Here is a 13,497-nt window from a genome sequence, read left to right as displayed (position 1 = left end):
AGCGCTACGAGCCCCCCAGCCTGCATTGAAATTAGGGCCAAATACACCGCCGAGGCTAGGCTTATAACCCATCAGGTCACGGCCAAAGCCACCAGGTAACAAACCACGGCCAAAGCCAGCCGTTGGTAAGCCACGACCCATATCACCAAAGCCACGGCCTAAACCAAAACCACGACCCATATCACCAAAGCCACGGCCTAAACCAAAACCACGACCCATATCACCAAAGCCACGGCCTAAACCAAAACCACGGCCCATATCACCAAAGCCACGACCCACATCACCAAAACCACGACCTAAACCCAAGCCACGGCCTAAATAGCCATCATTAATCATAACAGTGCTAGTTGAAATAGATTTAGCGGTCGCTACAGTTGCAGCAGAATTGCCTGCCCAAGGTGAAACTGAAAATCCCATGTTTAGATCTCCTAAATGAATATTTACTTAGGTGGTTATAAAAAAGCCAAACCATAAGAAAAATTAATTAATAATTTTCCTGTATTTAGGACTTTATTAAGCTGTCCGTGCCGCTATAGTGCTTAATTTACTATTTCAACTAAACCCCAACAATGATCACCGCCTAGTAAATGACGATAAAATGTAATGATACATGCTGAAGCAAGAAATTCTTTCCCGAAAAATATCCTTTGAACCCAGTTACATACCAAACAGACCATAAAAAATTGGATAGAATTATTACACTTCAGCAAGTTAAAATATTAGGATTTTCTGTAAAAAAACAAGCACAGGATGTGTGATCCTATAACTCAAAAAATCAACTTTAGCCAATCTTAACCAGAATAGTATTTTCTATTATCAATAATAAGCGTTTTTAAGCCGAAAAATAGACGTTTTATGTAAGCCAAAAATCCAGCAACTTAATGTTTTAACTCACTATAATTTTGCAAGAATATTAATCCCCAGAAAAGCCAAAGATTAATTTTAGAAACAATTACTATACTGAAACAGCAAAACAAAAAGGCTAGCATATCTGCTAGCCTTTTTAATAATATTCAGTTCTTTTAAGATAACTTAAAAGTAGTATTAGTGAATATTACGTTTCCAACCGCTGAAAAGATTTGCAAAGTGGTTGTCAAAACGATCACCACGTGGGCCATGGTTTGCACCCCAACCCCAGTTACCACGACCAAAGCCATAGTCACCACGTGGGCCATGGTTTGCACCCCAGCTACCACGACCAAAGCCATAGTCACCACGTGGGCCATGGTTTGCACCCCAGCTACCGCGACCCCAGTTACCACGGTGATCATTGTCACGACCCCAGTTACCACGGTGATCATTGTCACGACCCCAGTTACCATGTGGACGGTCATTACCAAAACGATTAATTGAGTTCATTGGAATCTCCAGTTTAAATAAATTGTTATAAAATCAAGCTATAAATTAGCTGATTTTTTCTCAGCTTGTGGAAGCTATATACTGCTTGTCCACGCCTATAATCATCCATCAGGCTTTATTTTAAAGATAGCCACTGGGCGATGAACGTAGCATAAGGCACGATAAAATCTGCAAATTCCATATAAAACCAAAAATATAAAATATCTGTACAGCTTAACAAAAAAGTTAGCATACATTTTTGAAAAAAAAGATAATAGGAGCTTAAAGCTTGCTTTTTTAAAATAACTATAAACAGAAGATTTTAAAGTATTTAGTGAGAATAGGACTCTGAGAAGAGTCAGCTATTCAACAACAGATAGCAATCAAACGAATTTTATTTATCCTATAAGGGCTTATCAAAAAAAAGAGACTGTTTTTAAACAGTCTCTTTCCAAGCTAACTGACAAATGTCAGGATATTAATGCATTAATTAGCAAATATCACAGAAATTGTCATATAAACGGCCAGCTCTCAAATCAAGATCACTGTTCCAACGTGGTGAAAAACCGAAACTACCCCAGTTGTTACCGCGATCAGGATTACCCCAGCTGCTGCCCCAAGCGTCAGTTTGTGAACGGCCTTCAGTGCGATGACGTACAACTTGCTCATCACCCCATGAATTGCGATCTAATACAACTGGACCATAGTTTCTGCCGTTGCCCCAGTCATTAAAACGACCACCCCAGCTGTCACCGCCCCAGCGACCGAAGTCACCACGACCACCCCAACGACCACCGAAGTCTGCTAAATCACCACGATGATGACGGCCACCCCAGTTGCCCCAGTCACCTGAGTTGCCCCAGTTGCCCCAGTTGCTACCGCAAGCACCAGTGTTGCAATCATTATAAGCACGTGAAATACCAGTCATGAGAATATCTCCTTATATTCGGAATTTATATTAATTTAAAGTATTTAGAACGCATAGCTAGTTCCAAGCTTTTCTATCTACTTATGAACAATTGCCTTGTCCATGTGCTAGAGAATGAAACAAGAACTGGTCAGCGTTAAATAATCAGTATGACTGTCGTAGCATAAACGACGACAGAGTGTGCATTCTTGGAAAATTGCTGAGTTAGTAAAATGGAAAAGGTCAGCGATTTACTGACCTTTTGAAACTATCGCATTGAACTCAAATGGTAGTGATTACCAAAAATTCTTAACGTTTGAAGTAGAATTTGAATTCGAAATCGCAGTGCTAGATAAATTGTTAATAATATTAATAATATTAGTATCTTGACCACGGCCCCACTGTGGACGATTAGCACCCCAGAACTGAGGACGATTCCAAGCATTGAAACCATGGTTATAGCCGTAACGGCCTTTATCAAAACCGTGACCTTTGTAAGCCCAATCCTTATTAAAACCGTGGAAAGAAGGTCCCCAATCTCCACGATGAGCATGGTGCCCATGGTGACTATGACGATTCCAATCATTTTTCCAGCTTTGCGTTGGGTGGAAATTTGGGCGATAAACTGCTGTCATAATAAATCCTTACTGAATTGTTTAGTTTTAGAACGGCAAATAAAGGTATTAATTTAGAGGCTGACCTTTATATTTTTAGGGCAAAGAACCTTGCCTCTGGAAACAAATTCTACTTATAGGTTTCATTTAGCAAACCCTAGTAAGGACTATCGAGCTTGAATTATTGATGAGCTGCACTTATGAGAGATAAGAAAAAAATATATTTTCTAAACCGAGAAAGCTAAGGAAAACATAACCATGGACTATAAGTAGAAGATGCCATTGATCTAAAACAGCCAGATTGCACGGAAAAATAAAGTAGTGTGCTACGGTTGCGGAGCACTAAGTGTTAACTTGGAAAGTAAGTGACCATCATATAGATTGAGACAAATGCCACAAGAAGCAAGCAATAAGAGGGTAATCAGCCTACAGTTAGCTTAGCAAGCGAAGAAAAACGGCTAAGTGTATTAGCCGCCTTCTAAATTTTTTGCAAGCGCAAACTATTTATAGAATGCCGCCTAAAATACCGCGAAATAGATTACCTAAGAGACCACCTTGTGGTGCTTTCGGTTGTGGTGCTACAGGCTGTGCATAAGGCTGTGGAGCATAAGGCGCATAGCCGTATGGAGGGTAATACATAGGAAAACCATATTGAGGGTAGCCCTGAAACACTGGTGGCTGAGCTACTGGCTGAGCAGGAGCACCTCCGAACAAACCACTGCCAGCGCCCATAATTCCGTTTAGGACATTAACTGGGATATTTAACCAACTGAATGGATTTAAGGGATTAACACTATTAAACATGTAGAAACTCCTGAGAATTTAATAACCACTTAGTCGCTAAGTAGTTTTAGGAAGAACACAGCAAACATATAGGTTTTATGAGAAAATTGCTTTCTAGTCTTGCAAAGGCTGAACATCAGCATATTCTGTATCAAAATTGATCTAACTATTATCAAAATAATCGGAGCGCATCTTGACTCAACAAATTGTGGACTGCGTGCAATTTCATCATGAGACTCATGGCCTTTAGCATGAAAGAAATCTTAATCAAAAGCTTAGAGAGATTTGATTACCGCGAAGAGTGGAGCGACAAAGTGTAAAGTCAATGTGTCTGCTAGGCGTTGTCGGCAGCTAGGTGGGTCAATTTGGCAGCTTTAATAATAAATTACATTTATATAAATTTATTTTATAAAAAAATTTATTTTGACAATAATTTTATCTTATCCTTTATTTTTCCCAAATATAAAATTTTCAATAAAAACAATTAAAATCAAAGACTTAATTTGATATTAATTATACTTCAAGACAAATCAACTTAGCGACCAACTGCAAATTACGGACTACCAGAACTATCCAATTATCCATTAAAAAAAGCCTTCAGTATTTTAAATAGTCGCACGGATCAGTGCTTTTCTGGATTATGACATCAGTATAAGAGCATAGACGCTCTATATGAAACGTTCATACTCGTAAAAAAAAGGTGACAAAATGCAACCTACATATCCAATGCAACCAATGCAATCTATGTATTCACCACAAGGCATGTACCCAGCTCAAGGCATGTATCCACAGGGTTATAATCCAGCTCAATTCGGTGCGGGTTATCCAGGCATGGCCGGTAATGGTTATACTGTTCCTTATCCTGTTCCTTATCCTGTTCCTTATACCGTACCAAGAGCACAACCACGTCAAGAATCTGGCCCTGCTGGTCTAGGTGGCGCTTTAGCGGGTGCTGTCTCTGGTTTTTCCTTAGGCGGCCTGTATGGTTATAAACCGGGCGGATTAACTGCCTTAGTCGGTACACCAGTATTAGCCATCGCTGGTGGTATTTTAGGTGCACTCTATGGTTTAGTTAATAGTGAACAAGATGTTGATGATATGATGGACAGCGTACCAGCATCTGCTGCATTAGGCATTGGTACCACTAATCCAAGTACTATTATCTAATAGTTCTTGCTAGCAAGATCGAAAATCCTCAAACAGTGCGTCTGTTTGGGGTTTTTTTTTTGCTTCCATTGAAAATAGATTAAGTTACTCCCCCATCTATAGACCAATTTTTAATCAGCCCCTCGGTGCACAATCCAGTAGATTGCTGGCATAGACTAGGCATAACAAGATTTACAGCCAGTCTATAATTAATGCTGTATTCATAAAATACGTTTATGCTGTATTAAGCACAAGGATAGTTTGCTTGGATGGAAGTTTGGAGCTTGACGAGAAAAAACTTACTCGACGCATAAACGACTACAGCACGCCGAGTAAGGTATTCTTAGATTTCTAATAAGATATCGGCAGTGACTAATTACCAAATATTAGCTAAGTTATCGCCAATCATATGGTTCATGCCAACAGAAACTTGTTCAGAAGTACGTGTCTGACTATAGCCATTGGTTTCAGCAATTCCTACAGGACCACCCCAAGGGTAAGGGCTACCCAAAACAGTGGTCTCACCCCAACGACGATTGCTTTCCACATCTTGGCCACGAGTCCACTCGTCACCAACCACTTGTGTATCATTACCGAGCCAATTATTGGCACCTAATCCAAAGTCAGGTAATTGGTTATACCAAGGATTATTCCAAGCATAGTTTGGCAAAGCACCCCAATTATTTGGCATATACATACAATATCTCCTTATTCATAAGTCCATCATAAATTGATTAGTATTTTAACTAGCTTTTATCAAAAGCATTCTTCAATGCTCTCAATTAAGGATTCTTTAGAAAACGGGTGGAGAAATAAATTACTAGGCCGATCACCGCTTTTCTAAAAGCGATGAAGTGAGGATAATTTGTGGCAACAATTTTTAATAAATTATTTTTATAAAAATAAAAAAGGGCTAGCTAGATAGCAGCCCTTAGATATGTCTTAGGTAGTGAGCTGCTTACGAAACAGGACGACCAAAAATACCGCCAACTAATCTATTCAGGATTCCCCCTAAACCGAAATCGATACGTTGACTACGAACTTGTACTGGCGCTGGACGCTGTTGAACAGGGATGACCACAGGATAAGGAATCTCATTCATCATGGGCATCATACCCATGTAAGGGTTCATCATGCCCATGCTTTGGTAAGGATTTGCCATGCCCATTGCTTGGTAAGGATTCGCCATACCCATACTTTGAGGTGCCATACCCATTGCTTGGTAAGGACTCGCCATACCCATGCTTTGAGGTGCCATACCCATGCCTTGAGGTGCCATACCCATCGCTTGGTAAGGATTCGCCATACCCATGCTAGCATAGGGGTTAGCACCACCTGCAGCAGGATTCATACTTGGCATTGCCATGATCGTATCTCCTAAGTACTGACTAATATTGTCGTGCTAGTCAGTCTATTAATGTAAAAAAATACATAGACTAAAGTTTTCTTATTAATCTTTGTGAGGTTCGTTTACTACCGAGCCTTAGACATTAATGACCTGAAACTTTAAAGAGAACTTAGACACGGATCATCGCCCGTTAAAATACGACAATCTGTAATACTAAAATGGCTTAGCTTTCCTCCACTCCCAGCTCTTTCAGTTTACGGGTTAAGGTATTGCGTCCCCAACCAAGCAACTCAGCGGCTTCAATTTTGCGCCCACTGGTTTTATTCAAGGCACCTTGCAACAAAATACGTTCAAAAATAGGACTTAATTCATCCAAGAGGTTTTTAGCGCCATTGGCTAAACGTTCTTCCACAAACTGCGCTAAAGCCTTTTCCCAGTCTAACATTTGCTCAGAACGCACGAGCTCCCGATCGAGTAGTTCTGACGGCAAATCCTCCATCACGACCTCTTGCCCCGAAGCCATGACGGTGAGCCAACGACAGGTATTTTCCAATTGCCGAACATTACCAGCCCACGGCAAACCTTCTAAAAAATGACTAACTTGTGGCGATAAAACTTTCGCTTCGACGTGTAATTCCTCAGCAGCGCGATGCAAGAATTTTCGCAGTAATAGTGGTATATCTTCGCGTCGCTCGCGTAAGGGAGGGTTATGAATGCGGATCACATTTAAGCGATGAAACAAGTCCTCACGAAAATTTCCGCGCCGCACTAATTCTTCTAAATTTTGGTGGGTCGCTGCAATAATTCTGACATCGACTTTGACTGGCATATGCCCACCTACTCGATAAAAAGTCCCTTCTGCCAGCACCCGTAATAGGCGGGTTTGCAGCTCAGCAGGCATATCACCAATTTCATCTAAAAATAAAGTACCACCGTCCGCTTGTTCAAATCTGCCTTTGCGCTGTGCATAAGCGCCGGTGAATGCACCTTTTTCGTGCCCAAATAATTCTGACTCTAATAATTCACTGGGAATGGCTGCTGTATTGAGTGCAATAAACGGTTTATTGGTACGTGGACTGTGTGTGTGAAGTGCTTTAGCCACTAATTCTTTACCGGTACCCGACTCTCCCGTGATAAGTACCGTAATGCTGGATTTGGATAAGCGCCCAATGGCACGAAATACCTCCTGCATGGCGGGGGCTTTACCGATAATATCCCCACCACTCATTAATTCTGAAGAAACTTCGGCTGGCTCAGGGCGACGGCTTTCTTGACGCATGCGATAAGCACGCTTCACCAAATCCACCGCTTCATTCACATCAAAGGGCTTAGGCAAATATTCAAATGCCCCACCTTGATAAGCTGAAACCGCACTATCTAAATCGGAATGTGCTGTCATAATAATGACTGGAACATCAGGATGCTCTGCTTGCATCCGTGCTAATAATCCCAAACCATCCGTACCGGGCATACGAATATCGGTCAACAATACATAAGGTTCTTGCAGGCGTAGGGCTGAAATGACTTGATCGGCATCTTCGAAAGTTCGTGCTTTTATACCCACTTTTTGCAAAGCCCGCTCCAAGACCCAACGTATGGAACGATCATCGTCCGCAATCCAAATCGGCTCAGCCTGTTTCGTTTCCATCGTTGCCTTCTCCTTTTTCTAGGGGTATTAAGATTGAAAAACAGGTTCGCCCAGGCACCGATTCGCACTGAATCAAGCCACTGTATTGACGTACGAGCGCTTGCGCTATCGCTAGGCCCAAGCCACTACCACCCGTATGCCCACTGACCATCGGTAAAAATATCTTATCTTGTAAATGCTCTGGCACACCTTCGCCATCGTCACAAATATCGGTACGCAGCACTAACCGATAGCGGTGTTTTTGGATCGTAAATTGACGCAACACGCGCGTGCGTAAACAAATCGTGCCCTCACCTTTTACGGCACGGACTGCGTTTTTCACAATATTGAGACACACTTGCACCATGTGACCTCGATCCCCTTCAAACTCCGGAATACTCGGATCATAATCTCGCACAAAATGCAACTGCGCTGAGCCTTCAATTTCAACTAGCTGGCGCACATGCTCCAAAACTTCATGAATATTCACTGACTCGCGGCGCGGCAATTTGCCAGGCCCCAAAATACTATTGACTAGATTTTTCAGCCGGTCCGCTTCGGAAATAATAATTTGGGTATATTCCCTCAGCTCGGGATCATTCAATTCCGACTCTAATAGCTGTGCAGCCCCACGAATACCGCCCAGTGGATTTTTGATTTCATGACTGATCCCACGAACCAATTCATGCGCGGCTTGCTGTTGATTAAGAATTTGTTTTTCACGCACGATGCGCAGCTGATGATCGACACGTTGCATTTCCAACAACAACCCATCGGGTGGCAATAATTCAGACGTATCTGGGGTATGAATCGGCGTAATGATGCAGTCTAAAGTAATAAACTGATCATCAAATAATTGGAGAATCTGCTCACGTACTGCCTGCGGCCCCCCACTCATACCGATCACTTGCGCCAGCAACTGATGAAAGTCCTCGCTCTGCACCAAATAAGTGATATTCACTTTACGCATACGCTGCAGACTTTGCCCAAACAGCATTTCCGCCGATTGGTTCATATACGTAATGCACATATTATGGTCAAGCACCACAATAGCGCAGGCCATCATATCCATTAGATTAGATTGATTTAATTGGGATAATGTCATAGCTTCAGCCAAGCAAATTTGATGCCAAACACTTGCTAGATAAAGTGCGCCCTTTGGCAAAGTGCAGCAATAAGCACTAAAAAGAGGCAAGCACTTGATAACTAAGCCAGAACCGTTTGAGTTTATCGCTTTTTAGACGTTTAGTCAGATTGTCGACAATCTTGCTAAACTTGGATAAAAAAACTTCTAAAAACCAGTACTATAATCAAAAAGATTCTACAGAATCCCGAAAAACCCTAAAAAAACCCTTATAAGGGAATTGCTTGCCTGTTTGTATTCACGCTACACTCGCTTTGTTTGTACAACAAACGGAGGAGCTATTCATGTCAGCACTAGCCTCATTGGCTAAAGTACGCATTTTTAATAGTGTCAGTGCGTCAGATGAAGATAACTACTTTCCGCTCCGGCTTGATATCACCACAGGATGATAAGAGATCCTTGTTCACAGTGTAGGATTGTTTTTGATAGAGAGTGCTATCACGAAAACCACAATGAGCCATCAATGGAGTTTTTCGGCGATAGCGTGTCAGTGTTTTACTAAACGGAGGAGTCATCTCGATGGCGCAAGAACAAACGGTCAACTGGGCCGCTATAGATAACGACCCACGCTTTCAAGCGTTGCACAAGAAAAAATCTGGTTTCCTTTGGGGATTGATGATTTTTTCGGTTGTGTATTACTTCCTATTGCCAATTGGAGCGGGCTACTTCCCTGAGCTATTTAAGATCAAGGTTTGGGGTCCCGTTAATGTCGGCATTCTGTTCGCATTATCTGAATTCATTGTGGCATGGGGTATTGCTTTCATTTACTCCACGCGTGCTAACCGCACCTTTGATGCAATGACCGCCGAAATTGCGCGCGAAGCTTATAACATTAAGTAGTCGTTAGGGATCACACTATGAGAAAAGTTCTTTGGACAAGTACCTTCATCGGTCTTAGCTTGATGCTAAGCGATGCAGCGATGGCCGCCAGTAGCGGTGCTGTTGCTGACAAGTATAAATGGCTAACCTTCTTGGTTTTTGGTGCGATTATTGGTTTAACCATGTTCGTTACCTATCGTGCTGCGAAACAAACCCACTCGACTGCTGATTTCTATGCAGCAGGTCGTTCCGTTTCTGGGATTCAAAATGGTTGGGCGATTGCGGGTGACTATTTATCCGCGGCATCCTTCTTGGGTATTGCTGGTTTAATCTCACTCTATGGTTATGATGGATTCATGTATTCCGTCGGTTGGTTGGTTGCTTATATTACCGTATTGCTCCTCATCGCTGAGCCTTGCCGTAATATTGGTAAATATACCTTAGGTGACATCTTAGCCTTCCGTAATAACCCAAAAGCTTCTAAAACGATTGCTGCGGTTTCTACCGTATTGGTCTCTACTTTCTACCTCACTGCCCAAATGGTCGGTGGCGGTGTATTGGTAAAGACCTTGATCGGTATTGACTACACAGTTTCTGTCATTGTGGTTGGTATCTTAATGTTGACCTATGTTGTTTTCGGCGGCATGAAAGCAACGACTTGGGTACAAATCATTAAGGCAATTTTGTTAGTTACCGCTTCTATCTTGTTGGTCATTTTCACGTGGGGCAAGTTTGGTTTCTCTTTACCCGGCTTCTTACAAGCTGCGGTAGACAATCCAGATATTCAAGCACAAGTTAAGAAACTATTAGGCGAATCTGCGGCTAACATGGCTCCTGCTGACTTAGGGCAGCGCTTTTTAGAACCCGGTTTATATCTGAAAAGTCCTATTGACCAAATCTCTTTAGGTATGGCCTTAGTATTAGGTACTGCTGGTATGCCACACATTCTGATGCGTTTCTTTACCGTTCCAACCGCACAAGATGCACGTAAATCCGTTATTTGGGCAATGGGAATTATCGGTGGCTTCTATGTTCTGACATTGTTCATGGGCTTAGGCGCTGCGATGAATGTAACCTCTGCTAAGATTGCTGCTTTGGATGCGGGTGGTAATATGGCTGCTCCATTATTAGCGCAATATGTGGGTGGTGGACCAGACTCCATGTTAGGTAATCTGTTCTTAGCCTTCGTAGCAGCGGTTGCCTTTGCCACTATCGTTGCTGTTGTTGCTGGTTTGGTATTAGCCTCTGCCTCTGCGATGTCACATGATTTATATGTTGGCGTATTCCGTGGTGACCACGCTTCTCCACAAGAGCAAGTTATGGCTGCTCGTGTTTCTACAGTTATCGTTGGCGCATTAGCAATCTATGTAGGTATTGCCGCTCAAGGTCAAAACGTTGCGCACTTAGTTGCTTTAGCGTTTGCGGTAGCCGCTTCTTCTAACTTACCGGCTGTATTCTTAACACTGTATTGGAAAAAGACTAATACTTGGGGCGTTGTGGGCGGTATGTTAGCAGGCTCATTGACTGCGATTTACCTCGTGATGATTTCCCCTAATATGTCTTATCCAAAAGCCATTATTGCTAACGCTAATAAAGTGTTGGACGGTACTCCAGAAGTCACTGAAGCTAAGCCAGCGGTTGCAGCAAGTACTGGCCTATGCACTCTGTGGGCCATGGAAGGTTGTGTGGCGGCCTCTCCAGCCGTTGCGGTAGGCCCAGCCAAACCGGGTGCACGTGCTAAGTTAGAAGCAGCTAAAACTGAATTAGCTACTTTAACAGACGAAGCAGCTAAAGCCGCTAAGCAAAAGGAAATCGAAGGTTTAGAAAAAACCATCGCCAAGGCGGAAGGCGACCTGAAAAAATGGGAAGGCCAAACCACCAGCATGATGGGCTTTGAAAAACCTAAGTTCATGTTAAAGAATCCTGGCTTAATCTCTATTCCCGTTGGCTTCTTAGTAACGATCTTGCTGTCTTTATTCACACGTGATCGTCGCTCTGAAGAAATGTGGGATGAACTTTATGTTCGCCAGAACACAGGTATCCATGCTGAAGGTGCCGTTGCACACTAAGTTAGGCTGCTTTGTGTAAGTTTAGAAAACCCTCCTTGTGAGGGTTTTCTTTTTATAGATCAATGCCTTTTTGAGCTTGGATACCTGCACGATAGGCATGTTTCACATCCACAAGCTCTGACACCGTATCTGCTAAGGCTATCAAGGCTGGGGAAGCCGCACGTCCCGTGATGATTACATGCTGCATAGCAGGGCGATTACGTAGCGCGTCCAATACACGCTGTTCTTCAAGCCAATGGTAATTGAGCAAATAGGTCATTTCATCCAATACCACCACCTGATAACGCGCATCCGCTAAGAAACGTTCTGCGACTAACCAACCTTGCTCAGCGGTTTGAATATCCTGTGCTAAGTTCTGGGTATCCCAAGTAAAGCCATCCCCTAACACATGCCACTCAACATTCGGGTGTTGGTTGAAAAACGCCTCCTCACCGGTATCACGGCGATTCTTAATAAATTGTGCCACGCCCACCCTCATCCCATGACCAATTGCGCGTGCCACCATCCCAAACGCAGAACTCGACTTGCCTTTTCCATTGCCAGTCAGCAACACGATCAGACCTTTGTCCTGATTCGATTTAGCAATTTGCGCATCAATATGAGACTTTTTGCGCTGCATTCGGAGCTGATGCTTGATTTGTTGTTGATCATTCATTTGTCATCATATTTATTTAATAGGTAATTGGAAAACTTTGCAGAAAACAAACAAAGTTGCAATAATGCCCTTCATTATTCAGGGCACATTCAGCCAAAAAAACGGCTAAACTTAGTGAAAGTATAAAGGCAAAACTCTATTGAGCTTGAGTTTATTTAACTTTTTACATGAGCCTTTGCTTAATTTTTCGGAACTAATAATCAGTTTTAACAACAAAACCTCAGGTGCAAGCTCTGGGCTAGCTAACACCTTCAGGAGTGTCTATGGCATTTGGTAAAACAGGCATTGACTGGCGTTCAACCACCGCTGCGGTATGGCGTTCTAATCGCCATTTTCTAAAACCCATCGCACGGGTGGATATGATAGACCCAGATAGCTTACTGGGTATCGATGAGCAAAAGGCTTTGCTCTATAAAAATACCGAAAATTTTTTACGCGGTAAACCAGCCAGTCATGCTTTATTGTGGGGTGCACGGGGTGTAGGAAAATCATCATTGATTAAAACCCTACTCTCGCGTTATCACCATTATGGGTTGCGTATGATTCAAATCTCACACGACGACCTGCATTTATTGCCAGATATTACCGATGATATTGCCGATAACCATCAACACTTCATTATTTATTGCGATGATCTCACTTTTGAGGCCGGTCATAACGAACATCGTATGCTAAAAAGCAGTATGGAAGGTACGCTTGAACAGCCATCTAATAATGTACTGATTTATGCAACCTCCAACCGTCGCCATTTATTACCCCAATATATGGCTGACAACATGAGTATGCGCGATGAGAGTGTACCCGCTCCTGATACGGAAAGTTTGGAAGAGTATTTATCATTAGCGGATCGGTTTGGACTGTCTCTAGCATTTGAGCCTATGAGTCGCGAAACCTATCTAAGCATTGTGGATAGGTTATTTAAAGGCAAAAAAGTGGACCGAGAAACCCTGCATACAGAAGCCGAGCGCTTTGCGATGCAGCGTGGGGGGCACAGTGGACGCATGGCCCGTCACTTTTTAAATCATTACCAGATGTACTTGTAGCCCT

General features: G+C 42.7%; 14 protein-coding genes. 4 read left to right on the top strand and 10 right to left on the bottom strand.

What is annotated here, in order from left to right; genetic code table 11:
* The 5 genes from A3IE_RS23030 to A3IE_RS0101530 all read right to left on the bottom strand — a co-directional run.
* Positions 1 to 417, bottom strand: a 417-nt coding sequence (locus tag A3IE_RS23030) for a hypothetical protein (protein ID WP_020393813.1), incomplete at its 3' end; no start/stop codon positions are given.
* Positions 418 to 1,044: 627 nt separating this feature from the next.
* On the bottom strand, positions 1,045 to 1,359 hold the full coding sequence (locus A3IE_RS19605) for a hypothetical protein (RefSeq protein ID WP_020393812.1): 315 nt from the start codon (positions 1,357 to 1,359) through the stop codon (positions 1,045 to 1,047).
* A 469-nt stretch (positions 1,360 to 1,828) separates the two neighbouring features.
* Complete coding sequence (locus A3IE_RS19600; RefSeq protein WP_020393811.1) at positions 1,829 to 2,266, bottom strand: hypothetical protein; 438 nt, start codon at positions 2,264 to 2,266, stop codon at positions 1,829 to 1,831.
* A 275-nt stretch (positions 2,267 to 2,541) separates the two neighbouring features.
* Positions 2,542 to 2,880: a hypothetical protein gene (locus A3IE_RS0101535; RefSeq protein ID WP_020393810.1), complete on the bottom strand. Its 339-nt coding sequence runs from the start codon at positions 2,878 to 2,880 to the stop codon at positions 2,542 to 2,544.
* Positions 2,881 to 3,363: 483 nt separating this feature from the next.
* On the bottom strand, positions 3,364 to 3,663 hold the full coding sequence (locus tag A3IE_RS0101530) for a hypothetical protein (RefSeq protein ID WP_020393809.1): 300 nt from the start codon (positions 3,661 to 3,663) through the stop codon (positions 3,364 to 3,366).
* A 687-nt stretch (positions 3,664 to 4,350) separates the two neighbouring features.
* Here A3IE_RS0101530 and A3IE_RS0101525 point away from each other — a divergent pair.
* The gene (locus A3IE_RS0101525) at positions 4,351 to 4,809 is read left to right on the top strand and encodes a hypothetical protein (RefSeq protein WP_020393808.1); all 459 of its coding nucleotides are present in this window, start codon (positions 4,351 to 4,353) and stop codon (positions 4,807 to 4,809) included.
* Between the two features lie 355 nt (positions 4,810 to 5,164).
* Here A3IE_RS0101525 and A3IE_RS0101520 read toward each other — a convergent pair whose 3' ends face one another.
* The 4 genes from A3IE_RS0101520 to glnL all read right to left on the bottom strand — a co-directional run bounded on the left by A3IE_RS0101520 (position 5,165) and on the right by glnL (position 8,868).
* Positions 5,165 to 5,485 (bottom strand): hypothetical protein, encoded by a 321-nt coding sequence (locus A3IE_RS0101520; RefSeq protein ID WP_020393807.1) that lies wholly within the window; start codon positions 5,483 to 5,485, stop codon positions 5,165 to 5,167.
* A gap of 261 nt (positions 5,486 to 5,746) precedes the next feature.
* On the bottom strand, positions 5,747 to 6,154 hold the full coding sequence (locus A3IE_RS0101515) for a hypothetical protein (RefSeq protein ID WP_020393806.1): 408 nt from the start codon (positions 6,152 to 6,154) through the stop codon (positions 5,747 to 5,749).
* A gap of 205 nt (positions 6,155 to 6,359) precedes the next feature.
* Positions 6,360 to 7,784 (bottom strand): nitrogen regulation protein NR(I), encoded by a 1,425-nt coding sequence (gene glnG / locus A3IE_RS0101510; protein ID WP_020393805.1) that lies wholly within the window; start codon positions 7,782 to 7,784, stop codon positions 6,360 to 6,362.
* Positions 7,765 to 8,868, bottom strand: coding sequence for a nitrogen regulation protein NR(II) (glnL, locus tag A3IE_RS0101505; protein ID WP_020393804.1), 1,104 nt, complete (start codon positions 8,866 to 8,868; stop codon positions 7,765 to 7,767). The genes glnG and glnL overlap by 20 nt, the downstream gene beginning before the upstream one ends.
* A gap of 558 nt (positions 8,869 to 9,426) precedes the next feature.
* Here glnL and A3IE_RS0101495 point away from each other — a divergent pair.
* Positions 9,427 to 9,747, top strand: coding sequence for a DUF485 domain-containing protein (locus tag A3IE_RS0101495; RefSeq protein ID WP_020393802.1), 321 nt, complete (start codon positions 9,427 to 9,429; stop codon positions 9,745 to 9,747).
* A gap of 17 nt (positions 9,748 to 9,764) precedes the next feature.
* A complete protein-coding gene (locus tag A3IE_RS0101490) occupies positions 9,765 to 11,795 on the top strand; it encodes a solute symporter family protein (RefSeq protein WP_020393801.1) in 2,031 nt (676 codons plus the stop codon).
* Positions 11,796 to 11,847: 52 nt separating this feature from the next.
* Here the strand turns inward: A3IE_RS0101490 and cobO are convergent, their stop codons facing one another.
* Positions 11,848 to 12,450 (bottom strand): cob(I)yrinic acid a,c-diamide adenosyltransferase, encoded by a 603-nt coding sequence (gene cobO / locus A3IE_RS0101485; RefSeq protein ID WP_020393800.1) that lies wholly within the window; start codon positions 12,448 to 12,450, stop codon positions 11,848 to 11,850.
* 263 nt (positions 12,451 to 12,713) lie between these two features.
* Between cobO and A3IE_RS0101480 the strand changes: the two genes are divergently transcribed.
* On the top strand, positions 12,714 to 13,493 hold the full coding sequence (locus A3IE_RS0101480; protein WP_020393799.1) for an ATP-binding protein: 780 nt from the start codon (positions 12,714 to 12,716) through the stop codon (positions 13,491 to 13,493).
* Positions 13,494 to 13,497: the final 4 nt, after the last annotated feature.

This window comes from Thiolinea disciformis DSM 14473 (assembly GCF_000371925.1).
GTDB lineage: Bacteria > Pseudomonadota > Gammaproteobacteria > Thiotrichales > Thiotrichaceae > Thiolinea > Thiolinea disciformis.
Note: the sequence above shows the minus strand (reverse complement) of the source record. Positions and strands in the feature narration are given on the sequence as shown.